This window comes from Blautia pseudococcoides (genome assembly GCF_001689125.2).
Lineage (GTDB): Bacteria > Bacillota > Clostridia > Lachnospirales > Lachnospiraceae > Blautia > Blautia pseudococcoides.
Genome location: NZ_CP015405.2, coordinates 3,693,594 through 3,715,458, shown reverse-complemented (window position 1 = coordinate 3,715,458; position 21,865 = coordinate 3,693,594). Strand labels below are relative to the sequence as shown.

Below are 21,865 nucleotides of genomic sequence, written 5' to 3'. Positions count from 1 at the left end.
TAATGGGTAAGAAGTTGAACTAATTACGGAATTTATTCTTAGACTAATTTAAAGGTGGAGTAGTGGCGGAGTGTGTTGATGGAAATCTAACAATGTAAGTTCTGAACATATTATTAGGTATTTTAAAATCAGAAGGTAGAAAAGCGATTAAGGGAGTAAGATTAATGGACAGAGAGAAATACTTATTAGATCCGAGATTCAAGGGCATAGAGCCTTTCTCAAGTAAGGTATGGCTTTCTTCCCCCACAATGCACGGTGACGAGCAGAAGTGGGTGGATGAAGCTATTCGCACCAATTGGGTGTCAACAGTAGGACCTAATATCAATGAAGTAGAGCGTATGACGGCAGAGAAGGTGGGGCGTAAGCATGCTGTGGCATTATCCTCTGGAACCGCTGCACTTCACCTGGCAATAAAACTCTGTGGAGAAAAGCTCTATGGTCAGCCCAAAGTCAGTCATGGAACACTGGAAGGAAAGAAGGTGTTCTGCAGTGATATGACTTTTGCTGCCACTGTGAATCCGGTGGCATATGAGGGCGGCGAGGCCATTTTCATAGACACCGAATATGATACCTGGAATATGGACCCTGTGGCTCTTGAGAAGGCATTTGAAATATATCCGGATGTGAAGCTGATCGTGATTGTTCATCTCTATGGCACGCCAGCAAAGATGGATGAGATCAAAAGAATTGCAGATGATCACCATGCTTTAATTGTAGAGGATGCAGCAGAGTCTTTTTGTGCTACCTATAACGGTATCCAGACCGGGTGTTTTGGAGATGTCTCAATCCTGTCCGCAAACGGTAATAAGCTATGCACGGGAAGTTCCGGAGGACTACTTTTGACTGATGATTTGGAGTGGGCCAACAAGGTCCGCAAGTGGTCCACCCAGAGTCGGGAGGATGCTTCGTGGTATCAACATGAGGAAGTGGGGTATAACTATCGCATGAGTAATATCATTGCTGGTGTGCTGCGTGGTCAGCTTCCGTATGCAGAAGACCATAGAAGTCAAAAGAAAGCTATTTATGAAAGATATAAAAAGGGACTAAAAGATTTGCCTGTTAGTATGAATCCGGTGAGTTTGAGCGGTGTAGATATCGTACCAAACTACTGGTTGAGTTGCTTATTGATTAATAAAGAAGCAATGTGTAAACAGATGCGTGGTGAGCAGAAAGCACTTTATGTGTCTGAGCCTGGAAAGTCTTGTCCGACAGAGATATTGGAGGCGATTGCTGCCTTTAATGCAGAAGGACGACCAATCTGGAAGCCGATGCATATGCAACCAATTTACCGGATGCATGGTTTTGTAACTGCAAAGGGGAATGGACGTGGCAAAAGCAATGCTTATATGGATGAGGATATTGATTCTGATGTCGGTGCAGATATCTTCCACAGGGGATTGTGCCTAGCGAGTGATAATAAGATGAGTTATGAGCAAGTGGATAGAGTTGTTGATATTATTAGAAGGTGCTTCGAGTAAAGGGAAAGAACATGGATGAAAAAAAGAAACAAAGTAAAACTTGTAAAAAAAGTTTTTTTGAAAAATACATAAAACGGCCTATAGATGTAGTGCTTTCAGGTATTGCTTTGATTTTATTATCACCGGTGTTATTGGTTACGGCTATTCTAGTCCGTGTGAAATTGGGATCGCCTGTAATATTTAAACAAGTAAGACCTGGTCTAAAGGGGAAGAGCTTTTATCTTTATAAATTTAGATCCATGATTGATAAAAGAGATAAAGACGGGATTTTACTACCAGATGAAGTTAGACTTACTACTTTTGGGAGGAGATTACGATCTACAAGTCTTGATGAACTCCCGGAATTGTGGAATATCTTTCGGGGTGATATGAGTATTGTAGGCCCTAGACCACTTCTGGTTGAGTATCTCCCTTATTATACAGATGAAGAAATGCACCGACATGATGTTCGACCAGGATTGACTGGCTGGGCACAGGTAAATGGACGGAATGTTACGGCGTGGGATGAACGCTTACAACAGGATCTTTATTATGTGAAACATTGTACTTTTTTGATGGATGCTAGAATTATTGTTAAGACCTTTTTTAAAGTTATAAAAAAATCGGATATTTTGGTTGGAAACCAGATTCCTGCCGGAAGGCTTGATCATGCAAGAAGAGATTGGAACAGAAGAGAAATGGTGCATAAATGAAAATACAGTTGAGAAGATTTGTAAAAGAAGACATACCTAATAAAGTACGTTGGATTAATGACGAGAATAATAATCAATATTTGCACTACGATTTGCCACTGAATATCCCACAAACGGAAATCTGGTATGAGAATAATAAGTATAGAGCAGATAGGTATGATGCTGTTATTGAATGTGACGATGTGCCAGTGGGGCTGATCGGATTGCTGTCGATTTCGGGTGGTCGGGCGGAATATTACATCACACTTGGAGAGCAAGAGTTCAAGGGGAAAGGAATTGCTAAAGAAGCAACATACTTGCTGCTTCATTATGCTTTTTCTGAAATAGGCTTACAAGAAGTGTATCTCTATACAGAAATAGACAATACCAGTGCACAACGGCTATTTGAACGCTGTGGATTCATCAAGATGGGACTAGAACGCGATTCGGTTGTAAATAGGGGGAAAAGTGTAGACCGATATTATTATGTTGTCTCCTCAGATGATAAAAGCAAAGGATGATTAGAAGGTGATGTAGGAATGGTTGAAACATTGATACAAAATCTTGGAGAAATCTATAGTAACAATATATATATAAAGCGAGATGACTTGATTCCCATATCTTTTGGTGGAAATAAGGCAAGAAAAGCTATTAATTTTTTTCAAGAGATTGATGAGGGTGCTTATGACTGCGTTGTGACCTATGGAACCAGTAGTTCCAACCATTGTCGTATTGTTTCCAGTATGGCCGCCATGAGGAAAATATCTTGTTATATTATCGGTCCCAAAGAGGCATCTAAGCCTACTTTTAACAGTAAAATGATGAATTGGCTGGGTGCTGAGATAACAATCGTTCCAGTTGAGACAGTACATAACACGATAGAAAATAAGTTAGAACAATTAAGAGAACAGGGCAGAAATCCTTATTTCATTGCTGGTGGAGGTCATGGGAATTTGGGCACACAGGCATATGTGGACTGCTATGAGGAGATTAGAGTGTTTGAGAAACAAAACCGGATTCATTTTGATTATATCTTCTCTGCATCTGGTACAGGGACCACGCAGGCAGGGCTTGTTTGTGGTCAGTTAATACATGGAGATAACAGAAGAATTGTGGGAATCAGTATTGCCAGAAAAAATCCGAGAGGCAGGCAGGTGGTATTTAATAGCGTTAAGGAATATCTGATTGAGAAGAATTATACATATGATGATGAGAAAATAGAAAAGACCATTGTTTTTGATGATAAATACATTGGCAGGGGTTATGGACAGAACAATATAGAGATTGAGCAGACAATAAAGGACGTGTTGATTAATCATGGAATACCGCTGGATAGTACATATACTGGTAAAGCATACGCCGGTATGAGAGCCTATTTAAATAAACAGGGTATTAGAGGAAAGAATATTCTGTTTATTCATACAGGTGGTACTCCGCTATTTTTTGATGACTTGGAAAATATAAAGATTTGAGGAAACAGAAATGATGAATATATTGATTTTAAGTGCTGGTACAAGGAATAAGATCGTTCAGTATTTCAAAAAAGCACTGACAACTTCAAGTGGGGAACGGATTGGGCGTGTGATTGCAACAGATATGAGTAATATTGCTCCGTCAGTCTATGAGGCTGATAAGTTTTATCAGGTTCCTCAGATGGCTGCGGATGGGTATATTGAGGTGATTTTCGATATATGCAAGAAGGAAGAAATATCTGCAATTCTCAGTCTGATCGATCCAGAGCTGAGTCTTCTTGCAGTACATAGAGAAGAGTTTTCTGATCTTGGTGTGATGGTAATTGGTTCTGATTATAATCTGTGTGAGATGAGCCTTGATAAAATGAAAATGTATGAGTGGCTTACAGAGCATGGATATAAAACTCCAAAGAGTTATACTGATAAAGAATTATTCTATATAGATGTAGAAGCAGGTCTGATAAACTATCCGGTTTTTGTAAAGCCAGTTAGAGGCAGCGCTTCCGTCGCGATCAACAAGGTATATGATAAAGAGACGGTGGAGCTGCTTTTTGCACATGGTGATAATCTGATGGTTCAGGAATATATGGATGGACAGGAAATCGGTGCAGATGTTTACATTGACTTGGTCAGTGAGGAAATTGTCTCTATATTCACGAAGAAAAAGATTGCCATGAGAGCGGGGGAAACAGATAAATCAGTTTCGTTTAAGGATGAAAAACTATTTGCACTGATTGAAAAGTTAGTGGAGGAAACCGGATACAGAGGACAGATTGATATTGATATTTTTGAAATTGGCGGTGAATATTACGTGTCAGAAGTCAATCCCAGATTTGGGGGTGGCTATCCGCATGCTTATGAGTGTGGATGTGATCATATGAAACTCATTGTAGAGAATTTATATGGTAATGCTAATCAGAAGAATATAGGGGACTATGAAGAAGGTATTTTTATGATGAAGTATAACGAAATAATGATGAAAAAATTGTGAGGTATTAAGACAATGCGAAGCGGATTTAGAAAGAAATGGGATGATATTAATCTGAAAGCGGAATCCGTTTATCGGAAACTTGAATATCAGAAAAAGGCTAAACTACGTTTGAAACGTATGAACGGCGGGTTCAACTGTTCAAAAGAATACGAAGAAATAGTGGTTCCATTTTGGAAAAGATATGGTTTAAAACCATCAAAAATGTGGTATCAGATTTTTTCTGACAGGGAGAAAAAAGTAGATCCCAGATACATACCGGATGATTTATGGTATGGGGTGATAGTACCGTATTTTAGCAATACACAATTTAGGCGTTTTGGGGAAGATAAATGTATGCATGATATTTTCTTTAAAGAATTTACTAGACCGGAAACAATCATTAAGAATATTGCGGGTGTATTTTATGATTCAGATATGAATGTCATTTCAATGGAGCAAGCTGTGAAAAACTGTTTGGACTATCCGGAAGAATTTCTTATTAAGCCTTCGATAGACAGTGGTGAGGGTAGGCTGATTAGTTTTTTTGAAAAAGAAAAGAAAGATAAGGAATCAATTACAGCAGTCATGCATTCACTGAAGGCAAATTATATTGCACAGGAGGCAGTGAAACAACATCCCGTATTAAGTGAATTGAACCCTTCTTCACTTAATACAATACGCATTGTATCTTTCTTTTTTGAAGGGGAAGTACATATTTTGTCATCAATTCTCCGAATGGGAGCCAGCGGACATAAAGTGGATAATATAGGTGCAGGTGGTTTTGCCTGTCCGATACAGAAAGATGGACATTTGGCAGAAAGAGGTGTGAACCGAAAAGCTGAGTGGGTGTCAGAAAACCAGCATGGAATCCGCTTTGCTGATGTTCAAGTGCCATCTTATGAGAAGATAGTTGGGCTTGTAAAAAAACAGCATCGAAAGTTGGCACATTTCAAATTGATTGGCTGGGATTTTTCTGTGAGTGGAGAGGGAGAGCCGGTTTTTATAGAATATAATGTTTGTCCGGGATCAAATCAGATTACTTGTGGACCTACATTTGGAGATTTAACAGAACATGTTTTGGATGAAGTGTTTGTAAAGAAGACATTAAAATATGCTCAAAACTAATGAAAAAGAGGAAAATAAAATGAAAATTTCTATTTTAGGAGCTGGAAATGCAGGATGTGCTGTTGCGGCAGATTTAACTTTAAAAGGCCATGAGGTAACACTGATTAAGACTTCTCATGCCATGCATGATGATAATTTTGAGTTTCTTCAAAATAATAATGGAAAAATGACATTGAATGAATTTGGTGAAACTAAAACAGCGCAAATACATAAGGTGACTAGAGATGTTGCAGAAATAAGCAATGCAGAAATTATTGTGATTTATATTCAGACAAATTTTCATGAGCAATTGATTGAACGCATTGCTCCATATTTACAGGATAACCAGATTCTTCTTATAAATCCTGGATACTTATCTACGGCATATGTGCTAAAACACTGTGGAGAAAAGAATCTCATTATTGCGGAAGCAGAGAGTTCGTTTATAGATGGCAGAATCATGGAGCCTGGATGTTTTAGGGTTGGATTTCGCAATGTAAGAAACCCTATTGGAATATATCCGTCAGCAAGAAAAGATGAGGCAATCCAGAAACTGAATCAGATGAATGAACGGTTTGTGTATTTAGATTCCGTTGTTGAGGCGGCTATTCATAATCCTAATCTTGTAGTGCATACGGTTGGTTCTGTAATGAGTATACCGCGGATTGAAAAATCCCGTGGAGATTTCTGTATGTATCATGAGGCATATACAAGGGATAACCCTGCAACATGGAAGATTTTGGAGGCCCTTGATGCTGAGAAAATGAATGTATTAGAGAAATTGGGATTTAATAGGGTGAGCTATGTGGAAGCATGTAAATACCGTAATTCTCTTGATGATAATATGGATGCAAAAGAAGTGTTTCTGAATTATGCCGAAATGGATACCAGAGCAAAAGGACCAACTAAAGTAGATTCCAGATATATTTCGGAAGATGTTCCACAAGGGCTGGTTATGCTGGAGGCACTTGGAAAAGCATTGTCTGTTCCTACGCCAATTGTGACAGCATTAATTGAGATTGCAGGTGCGGCACTTGGTAGAAATCTTCGAGCAGAAGGCAGAACACTAGAAGGGCTTAGATTGGAAAATATAGAGAAGATTTTAGAGGATTGTAGAAAATAAGGAGGACGTGTCGGTGAATACGAGATATTTTTTAATGTTAAGAATGTTCTTTATGCGTTCCCCAATGAAACGAGCAGACTATATGAGGAAGAAAGGCGTCTTTCACAGTATGGGTGAAAAAGTCATGATAACTTCCCGTAAGATACCTTTGTATTCACGATTGATCAGTATTGGTAATAATGTATGGATGGCGTCTGGTGTGTCGTTTATTACGCATGACGTATGCCATTTTATGCTAAATGGCTGGAAGAAATGGGATGAAGCTAGATTTGAAGAGAAGATTGGATGTATAGAAATTGGAGATAACGTGTTTATTGGTTCTGATGTGCTGATTTTGTATGATGTGAAAGTTGGAAACAATGTTGTTATTGCTGCAGGATCACTGGTGAACCGGGACGTGCCCGATAATTCTATAGTGGGGGGAGTACCGGCAAGAGTTATTGGTAATTTCGAGGACTTTGCTGAAAAGCGTAGGATGTTTCACATTGAATACCCTGCTAATAATGCTAAACAATTTGTATCACAAGAATGTGAGGATTTAATGTGGGAACTATTCCATAGGGGAAGAATGTAAGGAGAGTTTAATTTATGAATGAAACTATGTTTCAAAAATGTAAACGCCTTTTTAAAGAGGTTGAGGTAAACATTGATCCGAAAGCATCTGTATTAAAAAAGATGATAATTTTAATGGATTTTGCTATTGAGTATCGGTTTCATGGAGTTTATTTGTTAGATTATATCCAATATGATTTTTATTCCAAAACAAGACGTGAGAGAAAAAAATATGTTGTTCATGGGAAATTATTAGAAATAATGCGAGTATGTAACAATCCCAAACATCGTTATATATTTGACCAAAAGCCGGAATTTGACAAGGCATTTTTCAATTATTTACACCGGGATTGGATGGATGTAAAGAATACATCATACGAAAAATTTGCCGAGTTTATTAAGACGAAAGACAGCTTTTTTGCAAAGCAGCCAGATGGAATGTTTGGTACTGGGGTTGAAAAGGTTTTTGTCAAGGATATTGAAGATTTACATAAATTGTATGAGGATTATCGAAGAAGAGAAATATTGTGCGAGGAGACATTGACGCAATGCAGTGAAATGATGGAATTTAATGATACATCTATAAATACACTGCGAGTGGTTTCGATTGTTCGAGCTGATGGAAAAGTGGAAATTATGGGTGGGCTTTTGCGTGTTGGGCGTAAAGGGCGTATAGCAGATAATTTTCATCATCAAGGAATTTGTGCATATATTGATCCAATTACAGGGATCGTATGTACATTGGGCGTTGATAAAAATAATGACCGTCACATTTTACATCCAGATTCAAAAAAGAAAATCGTTGGTTTTCAGATTCCAATCTGGAAGGAGGTTGTGGATACGGTAAAAAAGGCTGCGCTTGAATTCCCGGATATGAGGTATATTGGATGGGATATTGTAATAACAAATGATTATGAAATTGCCTTAGTAGAAGGTAATCCTGGTGCGGATCCAGATGCCGAACAAATAACCACCAAAGAAGGAAGATGGCCATATTATGAAAAATACCTTAGGGGGATTCGTAAGTTGAATAATTGCACATAAATAGCTTATCAGAGTGAGATTGTGTTGGAGGACAAGATATGATTAGTTTTGTAAATGATTACAGTGAAAACGCACATCCAGATATATTGAATGCCCTTATAGAAACTAATTTAGAAGGAAATGTTGCCTATTCTGGGGATGAGCATACAGAAAGGGCAGCTAAACTTATTCGTAAGAAGATAAAAAAGGAAGATGCAGAAATTCAGATTCTGATGGGTGGGACACAGACAAATTTAATTGCGGCTTGTGCTTTTTTAAGGCCGCACGAAGCGATTATTGCAGTTCCTACCGGACATATTTGTATTCATGAAACGGGTGCAGTTGAAAGCACAGGACATAAATGTATTGAGGTAAAAGGTTGCGCCGGGAAGGTTACACCACAAGATATAGAAGAGGCTTGTGGGCCGCAGCATTGGGATCATGCTGGGATTTTGTGTGTGAAGCCTCGTATGGTCTATATTAGTCAAACAACAGAGGTTGGCACAGTGTATACTGTGAATGAATTGCGTGAATTAAGACGGATATGTGATAAGTATAATCTTCTTTTATATTGTGATGGGGCCAGACTTGCAAGTGCATTGGATTGTTCCGATGTGACTCTTTTAGAAATGGCAGAATTATGTGATGCTTTTTATATCGGTGGAACAAAGAATGGTGCTTTATTTGGAGAGGCACTTGTTATAATAAATGATTCTCTTAAGAATGAGTTTAGATATATTGCAAAGCAACGCGGAGGAATGTTGGCAAAAGGCTGGCTTTTAGGGCTGCAGTTTGAAATACTTATGAGCAATAACCTTTACGAGCGAATAGGGAAACATCAAAATGAGATGGCTAAACATTTAAAAAAAGGACTAATAGAATTAGGGATTGATTTTACTGTAGATAGTCCGTCTAATCAATTGTTTCCAATACTAAAAAATAGCGTACTAGATAAGTTAAATGAAGAGTTTGCTTATGAGATAATCAGTATAATTGATGAGCAAAGGACTGGGATTCGATTGGTAACAAGCTGGGCCACTAAAAAGTGCGATGTAGAACTATTTTTAAAACGATTAAAAGAAGAGATTTATCATGAATAATAGAAAATTATTAAAAATTAGAGTTCGTAAATCTGATTATTATTCCAGACTGCTTTTATTGTATTTGTCTCAGCTATTCTTTCTGACTGTAGCGAGATTTACACTGAGCAGAATGGGGTTTGATACTGGCTTTTTTAGAAATTTTATATTATCGTGTATTGCATCAGTGCCGGTGATATTGTTTTTAATTAGAATGCCGAAGATTACAAGTCGAATATATATATCTTTTTTGCTTCTATATGCAGTAGTTGTTGCAACTTTTTTAATAACATTGATGTATCATCCAGAATATAAACAATATTTTACAAGAGTAGATTATGGTCTTATCCGAGTATTTAGACCTGACTGTGCAATATATGCATTTCTTTTTTTTAGTTTATTGGATAATCCGGAAGACATATTAAGAACATTGAAGAAGTTTGCATATATGGATTTTAGCTATTTAATGTTGGTGGAATTATTGCCAGCTATGTCCAGGGGATATTGGGAAGATGTGAATTCTTTGGGTCAGACGGTTCAACGTACCTATAGCCTCACATTTGGGTATGAGATGTTACTTCCGGCAATTCTTTTGTTATATTTTTATATAAGAGAAAAAAATTGGGTTACATTGATTCTGAGCATGATTGGATTTGTCACAATTTTAACAAATGGATCACGTGGTGCCTTGATAGTACCTATTATATTTGTTGCGCTGATGTTTATAAGTAATATTTTAGATAGCAAAGATGTATCTTGGAAAGCAGCTAAAATCGCAGGAATCGTTGTAATAGGAGTTGTTTTTGCCTTATTTGGAAATATGTTGTTATCTGTATTTGTTGAGGTTCTATCATCAATGGGATTGGAATCAAGAACATTACAAATGCTGTCAAGTGGAGAGATTTCAAATGATTCAGGGCGAACATTAATATGGGCAAGAGTAATTGCTGCAATACAGGATGGTGGACCATTTGGTTATGGGGTGTTTGGTGATAGACAATTTGTATATGGACTTCACTATGTTGGTTATTCTCATAATATAATTTTGGAGTTGGTCTGTAGTTTTGGAGTAGTTGGCATTGCATTATGTGTTTTTTTGATTATTCAGTCCATAAGGATGATAGGGTTTTGTAAAGATAAAGAATGGAGAGAATTATTTATTATATTTTTCTCCATATCCTGCCAATTGTTCTTATCATTGTCGGTATGGTATGTTATGGAATTCTGGGCAGCAGCTGCAATTGCCCATAAATATTTTCAATTAAAAAAATGTAGTAAGATGAATTATAGAAAATAGATGTAAGGGATGGAGATAGGATGGAAATGGAAAAGAAAGTTTCTGCAAATATAGTTGTGAAATCTGGCCTGTGGTATACAGTCAGTAATTTTGCATTCAGGTCAGTTGCCTTTATTACAACACCTATATTTGCACGTATTTTGACAAAGGCAGAGTATGGTGAATTTAATAATATAACCAGTTGGGTTTCCATCTTGTTTATTCTAACAGCATGTGATTTATATACATCAATTATTAGAGCAAAATTAGATTATGAAAATGATTTGGAGCGATATGCCTTTTCCATGCTAACATTAGAATCTATTATAACAATAGGTTTGTTTGCAGTTACAATGTTATTTCGAGATTTCTTATCTAATCTTATGGGGATTGATGGGAAATATTTTTTTATTTTGTTTATATATTTGTTTACTGCCCAAGGGTTTTATGTATTTATTACAATTGAAAGAGCACATTATAGATATAAGACATTCTCAATTTTGACAGGTATTGGTGTTGTCGGTTCATGTATACTATCGCTGTTTCTTGTGATTACAATGAGGAATAAGCTGGATGCCAGAGTCTATGGCCAGTATGTGCCGTATATTTTCATAGGAATAGTTTTGTATGTTTTGGTTGCCAAAAGAGGCAAAAAGGTTTATTTGCCATATTATAAGTATGGGTTGCTTTTAAGCCTTCCATTAGTCCCTCACCTGCTTTCTATGACGGTGCTTAGTTCGTCTGATCGAATTATGATTACAAAATTAGCTGGTGCAGAATACACTGCTATCTATAGTATTGCGCATATACTTGCTAGTATTGTTGCTATTTTGATTGATTCTATGAATAAGGCGTGGGCTCCTTGGTTTCTTGATTCTTTGAAAGCACAAAATAAAGAGGCAATAAAAAAGGCAGCAATACCATATTTCGGGCTTTTTATTACACTTATGATTGTAATCCTTTTAGCGGCACCAGAAATTGTATTGATTCTTGGTGGTAGACAATATCTGGATGGGATTTATGTGTTGCCTTCTCTGCTTGTTGGATGCGCTTTTCAGTTTGCATATACGATGTATGTGCAAGTGGAATTTTATGAAAAGAAAATGAAAATGGTGGCAATTGGAACGACGATTGCAGCAATTGTAAATATCGCATTGAATTATTTGACAATACCTGTGTTTGGATATGTTGCCGCTGGATACACAACCTTAGTTGGATATGTTGTATTATTTTTTATTCATTATCATACAATAAAAAAGTTGGGATATAAAACAATCTTTAGTCGGAAAATAATATTTGGGGGACTGGGGCTGGTCGTTTTGTGTATACCGCTTGCTTTATTGCTATACAGCTTACCAGTGCTCAGATATGGGATTTTGTTACTAATGATAATTACTTTCCTTATTACCATATACAGCAAACGTAATCTAATACAAAGATGCATGAATAGGCAGAAAAGGAAAGAGGGGTAAAATGGGTACAGAATGTATTAAAAAAATTACGTTTTTGGGTGATATAACATGTGATCGGCCTCTGTTGGAAAGTTCCCGATCAGCTGAAGGGAAATACAATTTTAAAGAAGTATTTTCAGAAGTAAAACCTTTTCTAGCTCAATCAGATTATGTGATTGCTAACCTTGAAACGGTTTGTGCCGGAAGCAGTAATGATTTTAAAAATGAATTTTTATTATATAATTCACCCGATCAGCTGATTGAGGCAATAAAAGATGGCGGCATTAATTGTGTGACAACTGCAAACAATCATTGTCTGGATCAAGGGATAACCGGTTTGAAAAGAACGTTGGCTGTTTTGGATGAAAATGGTATAGAGCATTCTGGAACTTATACCAGTCAAATTGATAGAGATAATATTAAAGTTATTTCTATGGGCAATCTAAAAATGGCAGTTCTATCATATACCTATGGAACTAACGAGGCTAATACAGGCGTTGTGTTAGACAATGATAATGATTATTTAGTTGGGATTTTAAGGCAGCAAATAGATAATACAAAGCATCAAAAAGGATTTAAGGGTTTTTTACTATCTCACCTTACAGCTAGACAAAAAAGAATAATAAACCGTTTAATCAACAGAACTAAGTTGCGTCTTGGTATTGCCTATTTTAAGCCATATATAGATAAAATACAGTATGGAGATATAGAGAACAATTATTTGGAAATGGTAAAAAGCGATATTACCAGGGCTAAAGAAAAAGCGGATGTAGTTGTAGTATGTCCACACATAGGAGGACAATTTAATGAGGTGCCAGGAGAGTATTCAGAGTTTATAGTCGATTTTTTAAGAAAAAATGGCGTTGATATAATTGTTGGAAACCATCCTCATGTAATACATAAGGCGCGTGTATTAGAAAAGTGTATTGCGGCGTATTCATTAGGAAGTTTTAATTTGTCTGTGAGTGCAGATTATATTGTTCATGATAGTTTACCAGAATATTCTATGGCATTACATGTATACATAGATGAACACAGTAAAAAAATAGTAAAGGTTACATTTTCTATTTTAAGAATTGCAGAAGACGATACTCATAAAGTTATTGTTTATCCGATTGAAAAATGGGCTAAGAACAATTATTCAATTAAACTGCAAAAAGAGATTGATAGGGTTTATAACCGGATTACAGGAATGCAGTTAGAGAACGTAGCAGTAATGCAAGAGTATCTCTTGTAAAGACAAGATTATTGTGAAGGATATGGGGTTATATTACGTTTTATTACATATTAGGAGTATTACTATGTATGAATTTGGGGTTTTGCCAATAATACTTAGATTGAACTTTAAGTGGCTATGTGGAGGGCATAGGATTGCAAGATGGGCGGTAATTTAGGGAGTGTAAAATAAAGTGTGTAAGTTGAATAGACAACTTATGCACTTTATTTCTATCAAGAGGATGTGTTAATATTTAGGAAAGTGCAGTTTACAAGGGACTACACAGGGTAACGGTCTGACGGGAGGTGTGCCGCCCGTCAGATTTTCCATGTAATGTTCAAGCTGTCGCTTGTGGCGGCTACGGTGGTAATCATCAAATCCACCACCCGCCGTTTATCGTCAAAGGATACGCTGTCCCATGTGTCGAGGTAGCCGGATATCTGATTGACCTGCTCCGGGCTGATGGCTTCCACCGTCAACTCCGCTATTTGCTTCACAAGTTCCTGCTTGTGCCAGTCCAATTCCGCTATCTTTACATGCACATAAGAGAGCAGGACATTGTTTGCGCCTGTCAGACTGTCCACTAGCTTTTTAATCTCGCTGTCCACATGGAGAAGCTCCACTTGCAGGGCGGCGATTTTCGGGTTGGCTTTTGCCGCTTTCTTTCTGCCCGTCAGCGTCTTGTGCTTTCCCAACTTCTTAACAAAACGGGCCTCCGCCCCGCAGCATACCGCGGAGAACCTGCTGGGCCGCCGCTTCCATGCGGACAAGCCAAACGAAAAATGGCTGACGGATGTCACCGAGTTCAAGTATTACGCTGGCCCGACGGTGCACAAAATTTACCTCAGCGCCATACTGGATTTGTGCGACAGAAGGGTGATTGCCTTTGTAATTCGGGATTCCAACGACAGCGCATTGGTATACGATACCTTCGATCAGGCGGTGGAGGCGAACCCGGAAGCACATCCCCTTTTTCACAGTGACCGGGGATTCCAATATACGACCCGTGTGTTCCACGACAAGCTGGCAGCGGCAGGCATGCCCCAGAGTATGTCGCGTATTGGCAAGTGCATCGACAACGGCCCCATGGAAGGTTTTTGGGGGATCCTCAAGCGTGAGCGTTACTATGGCAGACGTTTTACCAGCCGGGAGGAGCTGGCCCGGATGATTCAGGAGTACATCACCTATTACAATTCCATGCGCCTCCAGCACGGCCTGGGCATCATATGAGTTGTGCTTAGCGGCATAGTCTTGGCTTGCCAAAGCCAACCGATTGCCGTTGGAAACTAAATTATTTCATTGTCCACTTGACGGGTAGCAGTTCATTTGGTCCCGAAGTCCGGCCTTGCGGTGCTTCCCAGCCGGGGTATTCCTTTTCGGACGGTCATTCTGTTTTCAAGGTGCTGTCCATCGATGAACTACCCTAAGTCTACACGAAAAAAATGCAATCCCCGGAATTTTGCGAGAATTGCATTTTATGAAGTTTACACTTTGGAAGTTGCATTTTTGCAATCATTCTGTATAATGGATGTATGCGGAGGAGGTGCGTATCTATGGCTTTACCTGGAACACCCGGACAGCGGATTTCTGATTTATGCAACGGAAACCACATCACACAAAAGGAACTTGCGGAGAAGATAGGCGTTTCCGCTTCCCAGTTGAGCCGGATTGTCAGCGGCGAAACGAGAACAGTCAGTAGTGATATTCTCATAGGTGTGGCAAAGGAATTTAAGGTACCGGACCAATGATTGAAGCTTGGGCTGGCGAAGTGTTTTCAGGTATCAGAGATCATTAGGATAATGAATATTGTCTTATTAATGTTGAAGCACAGGAACGACTTGGTATGGCAGATATTATTTTGCAATTTAGAAAGTCCGGACGAGTTCTTACGGGTAATGTAGATGTAAAAGCAACTGCAGATGATATTCCGAATAGTGGGAAAGGTCCTAATATTACATCGTTTGCAAGAATTAGGACAGCGTTTGTAGTAGATCCGGATTTTATGTTTATTATCTTATCGATTAAACATCGAGTTTATTCTGAAAGAAATAGAACAAGTGGACTTGTTGATGGAATCATGGACATTGTAGATTATCATGCATATGATTTAAAATTTATAAGCGATACAGACATTAATTATAATCCTGCATTGGGAACGGGGCAAATTCAAATTAAGGATATTCATTATGTTACATACCAGTATCGTACCACTTGGGAAATGTGTCAACTTCTCGACCAAAAATATTTGCACAGTTCTCGGAGAAGTATTGATGATTTTTATAGAGAGGCTAAGAAGAATAAATGGATAAAAAATTAATTGCAATTTGCGGTGATGCAGTTGAGGAACTCCGAAAACTACCAGACAAAAGTATCAATCTAATTGTTACCGATCCACCGTATAACTTAAATAAAGACTATGGTACCAATCAAGATAATCTCGAATTTGATGAATATCTTGAATTTTCCAGGCAATGGCTAAAAGAGGCGCATAGGGTATTGAGTGACAACGGCTCTTTGTATGTCTTTATGGGAATGAGATACATTTCCTACATCTATTCAATTTTAGAGCACGAAATAGGTATGTATTTCAATTCTTGGATTACATGGTATTACACACAAGGCACAGGAAAGACAAAGGGGTTTTCCCCTCGGCACGATGATATTTTGTTGTTTACAAAACATCATACAAAATTTGTTTTTAATCTGGATGATATTCGTGTACCTCAAAAGTTTTATAGGTCAGTTAATAATATGCGAGGAGCAAATCCCGGAAATGTGTGGGAATTTTCTCATATGCATTACTGCAATAAAAACCGTCAAAAACACCCTACACAAAAGCCGGAAGCCCTATATGAGAGAATGATTTTAGCATCTTCTAATAAAGGAGATACTATTCTCGATCCCTTTGTAGGTAGTGGCACGCTTTTGAGAGTATGCCAGCAAACAGATAGACTTGGTATTGGAATAGATAATAATCCCGAATACATAAAGATGACAAATGAACGCTTAAATTCTCCCTTTACTGGATTTGACAGCATTGACGAGCGAATGAAAAGAGTTCCTAATGATTTAAACGATGCCCAAATTCGTATTGAATACATACAAAATCACATAAAGTGGTTCCTTGCATACCATCCTGATGCAATAAATGAATTTGTTGAAGAAGTTAAGCGAAAATACTGCAATAAGCTAATTGAGTCAGGGCAATATGCATTAGTAGATCAATTAAGTAAAGGAAGGAGTTAATATGATTTTTGAGGAACAATTAGATTCTCTTTTAGAACCAACAAAAAATATAAAATCGCCAATTAATGCTGCACCAATAGGTACTAATATTGCAGAATACAATAAGCCGAGTGAAATTTAGATGAATGATGTTCAAATTTTTTACGACAATTATTTGAAAGAACATGCATTGGGTAATAGAATAAAAACTCACTTGTTTCATCGTGGATTACATGCATATGATGAACTTATTGCTTGTTTAACAAGTATCAAAAATGATAAAAACTTTGTAGATAAAATGAATGGCATTGACAAAGTAGAAGTACCAAAATACCAAGCACGGCAATTACCGGAATATGATGTATTTATATCCCCCCAGCGGCAACGGCATTTTCACGGCAACGCCGACAGAGCGTATAACACACTACACTACGCAAGCAAAGTCGTGTGCCAAGGGGCAAGCCCCTTTGGAAACCCCGGACAACAAAACGGGCTGAACATCTGGCACTTTCCTGTGTTTGATGTTCAGCCCGTTTTGTTGTCAGCAGCCCCCGTTTCGTGGTCTGCGTGTAGTTCCTTGTAGACTGACATAAGGAAAATACTAAATGACAGTAAGGATGAACACATCAACTGTGGCTAGGAAAAAGAAAGATCTGAAATCCAATGGAAAACTGGCAGGAACCCATTTTGGGGCAGTACCAGCCTAAATCTGTAGAGGATATGCAGAGTACCCTAAAAGATATATTTGGACCTATGTTTGAAGCCATGCTTTAAGGAGAAATGATTGGCCATTTTGGCTATCAAAATAATGAGCGCGGATCAAAAGGATCAGAAAACAGGCGGAATTACTTGCCTGCATATAATTTAAGTGGTAACCTGATAATAAGAAATAATAAATCAATGAAAGAGAGCAAAATACCACATTGGACTTATATCAAATTTTCATCACCCACAACAGAGTATGGACAGTCCGTGAAGTTATCGGTTTTTCTATACTATATACCATCGCATTACTGACAGCACTATATTTACTGTACAACAAAAAAATAAAACTATCGCAGGCCATATCAGGCATGATCCTTCTTCTTTTCCTCGGCATCGTATTCGGTTCCACAGTATTCACCCGTATGCCAATGGAACGGAAATACAATCTGGAACTATTCTGGTCCTGGAAAGCAGTCTTCCTGAACCACAGTCTGGAACTGATGAAAGAAAACCTGCTAAACTGTATACTACTATTCCCCATGGGCCTATTGCTTCCGGTAACATTTAACCGCAGGCTAAGCTGGTGGAAGGGACTGCTGGCCGGCGTTCTTGTTTCAGGTATGATCGAAACTTTCCAATTAATATTCTGCAGGGGATTATTTGAATGGGATGATATAGTCCATAACAGTCTTGGCTGTATGGCTGGATGCATAATAATGAGTATGGTTCTAAAACGAAAAAAATAGACTGTCGGCTCAATTACTGCATTAAATTAAAATAGCAGCAAATGATTGAATTAAGGAGCTGCCAAACCAATAAGCCATCAAACCAATAAGCCATCAAACCAACAAGCTTCCAACCAATAAGCCATTAAACCAATAAGCTGCAAACCAATAATCCACTAAACCAATAACCCACCAAATCAATACAGTACACTATCATACAAGGAGATGTTATAAGGGCTGAAGGCACTAAAACATAGCCTATTGCTTGTAGCAGTGAATGTTGTAGGAAAGTATTGAATGGTTAAATAGTTATGGATTCTGCAAAAAGGGGTGAGAGGCACACGTGCTTTTACACCATTATGTACGCACGTGCAGGCCCCCCAAGGCAGCCCGGGCTGCACCCAATATCCCTTAATATTTCCATTTCCCAAGAAGTTCATCCCGAAGTTCAAGATCATCAATCCCCGTCATATCCGCATACTTAATATTCTCGGGATAATTCTTCATTCTGCTCTTTTGTCCTTCCAATATCCTCCCGGGATTATAATGGTCCTTATCATAAACAAGATAGTCATTCACCAGATAAGCGAACACATCTTTAACATCCTGCTTGTCATCCTTCCCCTTCACAATACTGACTCCATCTAACGAATATGGTGACCCCGATTCCGGATAGATCATCTTTAAGGGATTCCCATTATTGATCTCTGTAACTACCTGATATGTGAGGGCAGTACCCACAGCACACTCCCCCTGAATCAATAATTTCACCGGACCGGACCCCGACTCAGAGTATTGTTTTACATTCTCATTGAGTTTGTCAAAATAATCTAACGCTTTTTCCTCCCCCCACACATTCCTCAGATTCAGATAAAAATTATATCCTGTAGAACTAGATTTGGGATTCTGGATGGAGATTCTATTCTTAAACTCCGGTTTCAGCAAATCTTCATACGTCTTCGGCTCATCAATCCCATACTTATCTAGGATTTCCGTATTCACCGCAAAACCTCCGCCATAGCTTTCCCATATTAGATACTTCCCATGCTCCGGCAGCATACCGTCTATATAATCCAAACGCGAATATTCCACAACATCAGCCAAAGCATCCTTCATTTTTTCCATATATCCGGTCTCGATCCCCAGCACAATATCTGCATCAGAGCTTTCTTTTTCCGTCTGCACCTTAGCAGCCACCTTAGCTGTAGGCATGTACATGATCTGCACATTTAACCCCGGAAATTCATCTGCCAGATGAGCCTTCAGATCATCATTTCTATACTGTTCCAGTGCGGAATAGATCACCAGTGTATTACTGTCCTGTTTATTTATGACCAAATACAATGCGGCAATAACAACCAATAATCCTGCCAATATCTTCTTCATCTTCTAATTCTCCTTCCTTACAAAATACAATTTCAGGAAATAGATCACACCCTTTGCCGCAACATTGATCAGCAGGATCAAGATAGAAATAAATGCAATGGGTTCAATCATTGACTGAGAATCAAACTGGGGGATCAGAAGGGCCAGAGGCATATTCCTGAAATTTGCCAGGAAGGAAATAGCCGAGATCGTCACCATACAGTTCACAAATATATAGCTGAACATTTCTAAAACCGTCCCTCTCGTGCAGGGCATGTACACATCCATCAGCATCCTCATTTTAGAAATTCCCAGAGAGTATGCAACATCCTCCAGATTACCGTTGAATTTGGATAGTGAATTATAAGCCAGTAAATAAGGTGACGCAAAAAAGTGAGTGATATTCACAGTGATCAATATGACAATTGTCCCATAAACAAAGCTCCCCTGGAAAAACAGCACATAAGACAAGCCCAAAACAATACCCGGAAACGATAAGGACACCAAGGAAATCAAATGGATAGCCATGGAAGAAAATTTCTTCCCTGAACGCGCAGTAACGTACGCCGCATAATATGTAACTAATGTACCTGCTAAAGCCGTTGTCAGCCCCATAAACAGGGAATTCAGCAGATACCCTCCAATCCCCAGATCCATGGACTCCGTTATATTATCAAGCGTAAAACTGAAATCAATCGGATACTGCTTTACAAAACTCAAAATAATAAACGTTACAATAGGCAGGCTGATCAAGACAAGTGTCACTGCACATACAATTCTGGCAAAAATGTCGCGTTTCTTGTTTTTCCTGATCACATAGGGCTTGGTAATAGTACTGCTTGTGCCTGTGCCCTTGTTCATCAAGTCAATGATAAATGCAATGACTGCAGGAATCAACAGAATGACGCCGATAATTCCCCCCTTTGAATAATCAAGCAGCCCAATGACTTCCCGGTACATATATACAGGAAGCGTCATCATTTTGCCGCCCACGATCAACGGCACACCATAATCCGTAAATACCACGGTAAACACAGCAAAGAAAGCAGAGATCAGCGGTTTTTTTAGATTGGATAGGGTAATGGCCTGTAACTGCTGTTTTTTTGATAATCCCAGCACATCCGCGATCTCATATACAGTGAAATCTTCATACTGAAAGATATCTGTCAGCATCAGAAATGCCATGGGGCAGGAATACAGCGTTGCCCCGATCACGATACCTGTCAATCCATACAGGTGAATGTTTATCCCTGTTAAATTAGTGAAAAAACCATTGTCCCCGAACAACAATGTCAATCCCATACCATGAGAAATAGAGGGGATCAGCATAGGCAGTGTAAAAATAACCGACCACACACCTTTATGCCGGATCCTTGTCCTGTTGACACACCAAGCCAGCAATAATGCCAGACATACAGATACAATAGTTGTCACGAGAGATGAAATAAAAGAATTCCACAACATTGGCCCAAACTGCGCACTGGATATAACCTCGCTGATATCTCCAATTGAAATATGGGCTGCCAGAGCAATGATAGGGCATATAACATGTAATATTAAAAATATGGCCACAACAAGTTTCAGGCCGTGAAAGGTTTTGTTTTTCATACTTCCTCCGTCCTATAATCTGCCGATACATTTTGACAGTGACTCGTATTTTTGGTTTAAATGGCTTACCACAAAGCTTTGAATGTATTCATTGGCGGGATTATTGTATATTTCCAGAGGGGTAGCCAATTGTTCAATGGTTCCGGTGCTCATCACCATGATCCTGTCAGACAGAAAAAATGCTTCCTCCTGGTCATGGGTAATATATATCATGGTAGAATGGAATTTTTTCTGGATATCCTTCAGTTCCCGCTTCATAATCTCTTTATTTTCAACATCCAGCGCACTGATGGGTTCATCGAGCAGAACAATAGATGGGTTTAAGGCCAGAGTGCGGGCAATCGCCACCCTTTGCTGCTGGCCTCCGGAGAGATGATGCGGCCTTTTTTTTAACTGGTCACTCATGCCTATCATATCCAGTGTCCGCTTGGCGCGCTGTGTGGCGTCTGTTTTTGTTTCAGGCCTGATCTTAAGGGCATATTCCACATTTTCCAATACGGTCATATTGGGGAATAAAGCATAATTTTGAAAGATGATGCCCATCCCTCTTTGGGAGGCAGGAAGTTTACTTATATCTTTTCCGTCCAGCAGTATTTTCCCTCCTGTCTGCGATTCCAGACCAATGAGTATTCTTAATAATGTTGTCTTACCGCACCCACTGGGGCCCAGAACACTAAGAAATTCTCCTTCTTTCACTACAAATGATAGGGATTTTAAGACTTGTTCTCCCTCATATTCTTTTACCAGATTTTTTACTATCAATTTTTCAGCCATATGGTTTTCTCCTTGGTATAATAAGACGTAAATTTTTGACTATGATTT

22 protein-coding genes and 2 pseudogenes are annotated in these 21,865 nt (G+C 38.6%); 20 read left to right on the top strand and 4 right to left on the bottom strand.

The features are described 5' to 3' along the window. Window positions 1–164: 164 nt before the first annotated feature. From A4V09_RS17560 to A4V09_RS17500, 13 genes are read left to right on the top strand one after another with little or no spacing between them, the layout of a single operon-like run. A complete protein-coding gene (locus A4V09_RS17560) occupies window positions 165–1,478 on the top strand; it encodes a DegT/DnrJ/EryC1/StrS family aminotransferase (RefSeq protein ID WP_065543476.1) in 1,314 nt (437 codons plus the stop codon). 11 nt (window positions 1,479–1,489) lie between these two features. Then, a complete protein-coding gene (locus tag A4V09_RS17555) occupies window positions 1,490–2,170 on the top strand; it encodes a sugar transferase (RefSeq protein WP_065543475.1) in 681 nt (226 codons plus the stop codon). Further along, on the top strand, window positions 2,167–2,670 hold the full coding sequence (locus A4V09_RS17550; protein WP_065543474.1) for a GNAT family N-acetyltransferase: 504 nt from the start codon (window positions 2,167–2,169) through the stop codon (window positions 2,668–2,670). The genes A4V09_RS17555 and A4V09_RS17550 overlap by 4 nt, the downstream gene beginning before the upstream one ends. A gap of 18 nt (window positions 2,671–2,688) precedes the next feature. Continuing rightward, a complete protein-coding gene (locus A4V09_RS17545; protein ID WP_065543473.1) occupies window positions 2,689–3,621 on the top strand; it encodes a 1-aminocyclopropane-1-carboxylate deaminase/D-cysteine desulfhydrase in 933 nt (310 codons plus the stop codon). Window positions 3,622–3,631: 10 nt separating this feature from the next. After that, window positions 3,632–4,612, top strand: a complete 981-nt coding sequence (locus A4V09_RS17540) for an ATP-grasp domain-containing protein (RefSeq protein ID WP_065543472.1) — start codon at window positions 3,632–3,634, stop codon at window positions 4,610–4,612. 12 nt (window positions 4,613–4,624) lie between these two features. Continuing rightward, window positions 4,625–5,716, top strand: coding sequence for a sugar-transfer associated ATP-grasp domain-containing protein (locus A4V09_RS17535; RefSeq protein ID WP_065543471.1), 1,092 nt, complete (start codon window positions 4,625–4,627; stop codon window positions 5,714–5,716). Next, window positions 5,703–6,818 (top strand): NAD/NADP octopine/nopaline dehydrogenase family protein, encoded by a 1,116-nt coding sequence (locus A4V09_RS17530; protein ID WP_198168552.1) that lies wholly within the window; start codon window positions 5,703–5,705, stop codon window positions 6,816–6,818. Before A4V09_RS17535 ends, A4V09_RS17530 begins: the two co-directional genes overlap by 14 nt. 13 nt (window positions 6,819–6,831) lie before the next feature. Further along, on the top strand, window positions 6,832–7,392 hold the full coding sequence (locus tag A4V09_RS17525) for an acyltransferase (protein WP_198168551.1): 561 nt from the start codon (window positions 6,832–6,834) through the stop codon (window positions 7,390–7,392). A gap of 14 nt (window positions 7,393–7,406) precedes the next feature. Continuing rightward, entirely contained in the window at window positions 7,407–8,414 is a 1,008-nt protein-coding gene (locus A4V09_RS17520) for a sugar-transfer associated ATP-grasp domain-containing protein (RefSeq protein WP_065543470.1), read from the top strand. Window positions 8,415–8,452: 38 nt separating this feature from the next. After that, window positions 8,453–9,493 (top strand): threonine aldolase family protein, encoded by a 1,041-nt coding sequence (locus tag A4V09_RS17515; protein ID WP_065543469.1) that lies wholly within the window; start codon window positions 8,453–8,455, stop codon window positions 9,491–9,493. After that, complete coding sequence (locus tag A4V09_RS17510; RefSeq protein WP_065543468.1) at window positions 9,486–10,769, top strand: O-antigen ligase family protein; 1,284 nt, start codon at window positions 9,486–9,488, stop codon at window positions 10,767–10,769. Before A4V09_RS17515 ends, A4V09_RS17510 begins: the two co-directional genes overlap by 8 nt. A 20-nt stretch (window positions 10,770–10,789) precedes the next feature. Then, the gene (locus A4V09_RS17505; protein ID WP_065543467.1) at window positions 10,790–12,220 is read left to right on the top strand and encodes a lipopolysaccharide biosynthesis protein; all 1,431 of its coding nucleotides are present in this window, start codon (window positions 10,790–10,792) and stop codon (window positions 12,218–12,220) included. Between the two features lies 1 nt (window position 12,221). After that, window positions 12,222–13,436: a CapA family protein gene (locus A4V09_RS17500; protein WP_065543466.1), complete on the top strand. Its 1,215-nt coding sequence runs from the start codon at window positions 12,222–12,224 to the stop codon at window positions 13,434–13,436. Window positions 13,437–13,732: 296 nt separating this feature from the next. Here A4V09_RS17500 and A4V09_RS17495 read toward each other — a convergent pair. Continuing rightward, window positions 13,733–14,125: pseudogene (locus tag A4V09_RS17495) on the bottom strand (recombinase family protein); the annotation flags it as partial. Between A4V09_RS17495 and A4V09_RS25525 the strand changes: the two are divergent. From A4V09_RS25525 to A4V09_RS17465, 7 genes and pseudogenes are all read left to right on the top strand, one after another. Beyond that, window positions 14,061–14,645 (top strand): IS3 family transposase, encoded by a 585-nt coding sequence (locus tag A4V09_RS25525; protein WP_162291118.1) that lies wholly within the window; start codon window positions 14,061–14,063, stop codon window positions 14,643–14,645. The pseudogene A4V09_RS17495 and the gene A4V09_RS25525 sit on opposite strands and share 65 nt — an antisense overlap. Window positions 14,646–14,968: 323 nt before the next feature. Continuing rightward, complete coding sequence (locus tag A4V09_RS26885; protein WP_065543464.1) at window positions 14,969–15,163, top strand: helix-turn-helix domain-containing protein; 195 nt, start codon at window positions 14,969–14,971, stop codon at window positions 15,161–15,163. A gap of 95 nt (window positions 15,164–15,258) precedes the next feature. Further along, window positions 15,259–15,732 (top strand): hypothetical protein, encoded by a 474-nt coding sequence (locus A4V09_RS17480; RefSeq protein WP_084043649.1) that lies wholly within the window; start codon window positions 15,259–15,261, stop codon window positions 15,730–15,732. Further along, window positions 15,717–16,661: a DNA-methyltransferase gene (locus A4V09_RS17475; RefSeq protein WP_065543463.1), complete on the top strand. Its 945-nt coding sequence runs from the start codon at window positions 15,717–15,719 to the stop codon at window positions 16,659–16,661. Before A4V09_RS17480 ends, A4V09_RS17475 begins: the two co-directional genes overlap by 16 nt. A gap of 121 nt (window positions 16,662–16,782) precedes the next feature. Continuing rightward, complete coding sequence (locus A4V09_RS24970) at window positions 16,783–17,223, top strand: hypothetical protein (protein ID WP_065543462.1); 441 nt, start codon at window positions 16,783–16,785, stop codon at window positions 17,221–17,223. An 80-nt stretch (window positions 17,224–17,303) separates the two neighbouring features. Next, window positions 17,304–17,486: pseudogene (locus A4V09_RS25520) on the top strand (IS256 family transposase); the annotation flags it as partial. A 77-nt stretch (window positions 17,487–17,563) separates the two neighbouring features. Next, window positions 17,564–18,091: a VanZ family protein gene (locus A4V09_RS17465; protein WP_065543461.1), complete on the top strand. Its 528-nt coding sequence runs from the start codon at window positions 17,564–17,566 to the stop codon at window positions 18,089–18,091. Between the two features lie 390 nt (window positions 18,092–18,481). On the opposite strand, the gene A4V09_RS17460 is transcribed toward A4V09_RS17465, so the two are convergent. Genes A4V09_RS17460 through A4V09_RS17450 form a run of 3 tightly spaced genes read right to left on the bottom strand, consistent with a single transcriptional unit; the run spans window position 18,482 to window position 21,817 of the window. After that, the gene (locus tag A4V09_RS17460; protein ID WP_065543460.1) at window positions 18,482–19,456 is read right to left on the bottom strand and encodes an extracellular solute-binding protein; all 975 of its coding nucleotides are present in this window, start codon (window positions 19,454–19,456) and stop codon (window positions 18,482–18,484) included. Between the two features lie 3 nt (window positions 19,457–19,459). Beyond that, window positions 19,460–21,043 (bottom strand): ABC transporter permease subunit, encoded by a 1,584-nt coding sequence (locus A4V09_RS17455; RefSeq protein ID WP_065543459.1) that lies wholly within the window; start codon window positions 21,041–21,043, stop codon window positions 19,460–19,462. A 12-nt stretch (window positions 21,044–21,055) separates the two neighbouring features. Continuing rightward, window positions 21,056–21,817, bottom strand: a complete 762-nt coding sequence (locus A4V09_RS17450) for an ABC transporter ATP-binding protein (RefSeq protein ID WP_065543458.1) — start codon at window positions 21,815–21,817, stop codon at window positions 21,056–21,058. Between the last annotated feature and the right edge of the window lie 48 nt (window positions 21,818–21,865).

Excerpts from the sequence above, each read along its gene's own strand:
- A4V09_RS17560 (WP_065543476.1), top strand. The coding sequence starts at position 165 with ATGGACAGAGAGAAATACTTATTAGATCCGAGATTCAAGGGCATAGAG.
- A4V09_RS17555 (WP_065543475.1), top strand. The coding sequence starts at position 1,490 with ATGGATGAAAAAAAGAAACAAAGTAAAACTTGTAAAAAAAGTTTTTTT.
- A4V09_RS17550 (WP_065543474.1), top strand. The coding sequence starts at position 2,167 with ATGAAAATACAGTTGAGAAGATTTGTAAAAGAAGACATACCTAATAAA.
- A4V09_RS17545 (WP_065543473.1), top strand. The coding sequence starts at position 2,689 with ATGGTTGAAACATTGATACAAAATCTTGGAGAAATCTATAGTAACAAT.
- A4V09_RS17540 (WP_065543472.1), top strand. The coding sequence starts at position 3,632 with ATGATGAATATATTGATTTTAAGTGCTGGTACAAGGAATAAGATCGTT.
- A4V09_RS17535 (WP_065543471.1), top strand. The coding sequence starts at position 4,625 with ATGCGAAGCGGATTTAGAAAGAAATGGGATGATATTAATCTGAAAGCG.
- A4V09_RS17530 (WP_198168552.1), top strand. The coding sequence starts at position 5,703 with ATGCTCAAAACTAATGAAAAAGAGGAAAATAAAATGAAAATTTCTATT.
- A4V09_RS17520 (WP_065543470.1), top strand. The coding sequence starts at position 7,407 with ATGAATGAAACTATGTTTCAAAAATGTAAACGCCTTTTTAAAGAGGTT.
- A4V09_RS17515 (WP_065543469.1), top strand. The coding sequence starts at position 8,453 with ATGATTAGTTTTGTAAATGATTACAGTGAAAACGCACATCCAGATATA.
- A4V09_RS17510 (WP_065543468.1), top strand. The coding sequence starts at position 9,486 with ATGAATAATAGAAAATTATTAAAAATTAGAGTTCGTAAATCTGATTAT.
- A4V09_RS17505 (WP_065543467.1), top strand. The coding sequence starts at position 10,790 with ATGGAAATGGAAAAGAAAGTTTCTGCAAATATAGTTGTGAAATCTGGC.
- A4V09_RS17500 (WP_065543466.1), top strand. The coding sequence starts at position 12,222 with ATGGGTACAGAATGTATTAAAAAAATTACGTTTTTGGGTGATATAACA.
- A4V09_RS26885 (WP_065543464.1), top strand. The coding sequence starts at position 14,969 with ATGGCTTTACCTGGAACACCCGGACAGCGGATTTCTGATTTATGCAAC.
- A4V09_RS17480 (WP_084043649.1), top strand. The coding sequence starts at position 15,259 with ATGGCAGATATTATTTTGCAATTTAGAAAGTCCGGACGAGTTCTTACG.
- A4V09_RS17475 (WP_065543463.1), top strand. The coding sequence starts at position 15,717 with ATGGATAAAAAATTAATTGCAATTTGCGGTGATGCAGTTGAGGAACTC.
- A4V09_RS24970 (WP_065543462.1), top strand. The coding sequence starts at position 16,783 with ATGAATGATGTTCAAATTTTTTACGACAATTATTTGAAAGAACATGCA.
- A4V09_RS17460 (WP_065543460.1), bottom strand. The coding sequence starts at position 19,456 with ATGAAGAAGATATTGGCAGGATTATTGGTTGTTATTGCCGCATTGTAT.
- A4V09_RS17455 (WP_065543459.1), bottom strand. The coding sequence starts at position 21,043 with ATGAAAAACAAAACCTTTCACGGCCTGAAACTTGTTGTGGCCATATTT.
- A4V09_RS17450 (WP_065543458.1), bottom strand. The coding sequence starts at position 21,817 with ATGGCTGAAAAATTGATAGTAAAAAATCTGGTAAAAGAATATGAGGGA.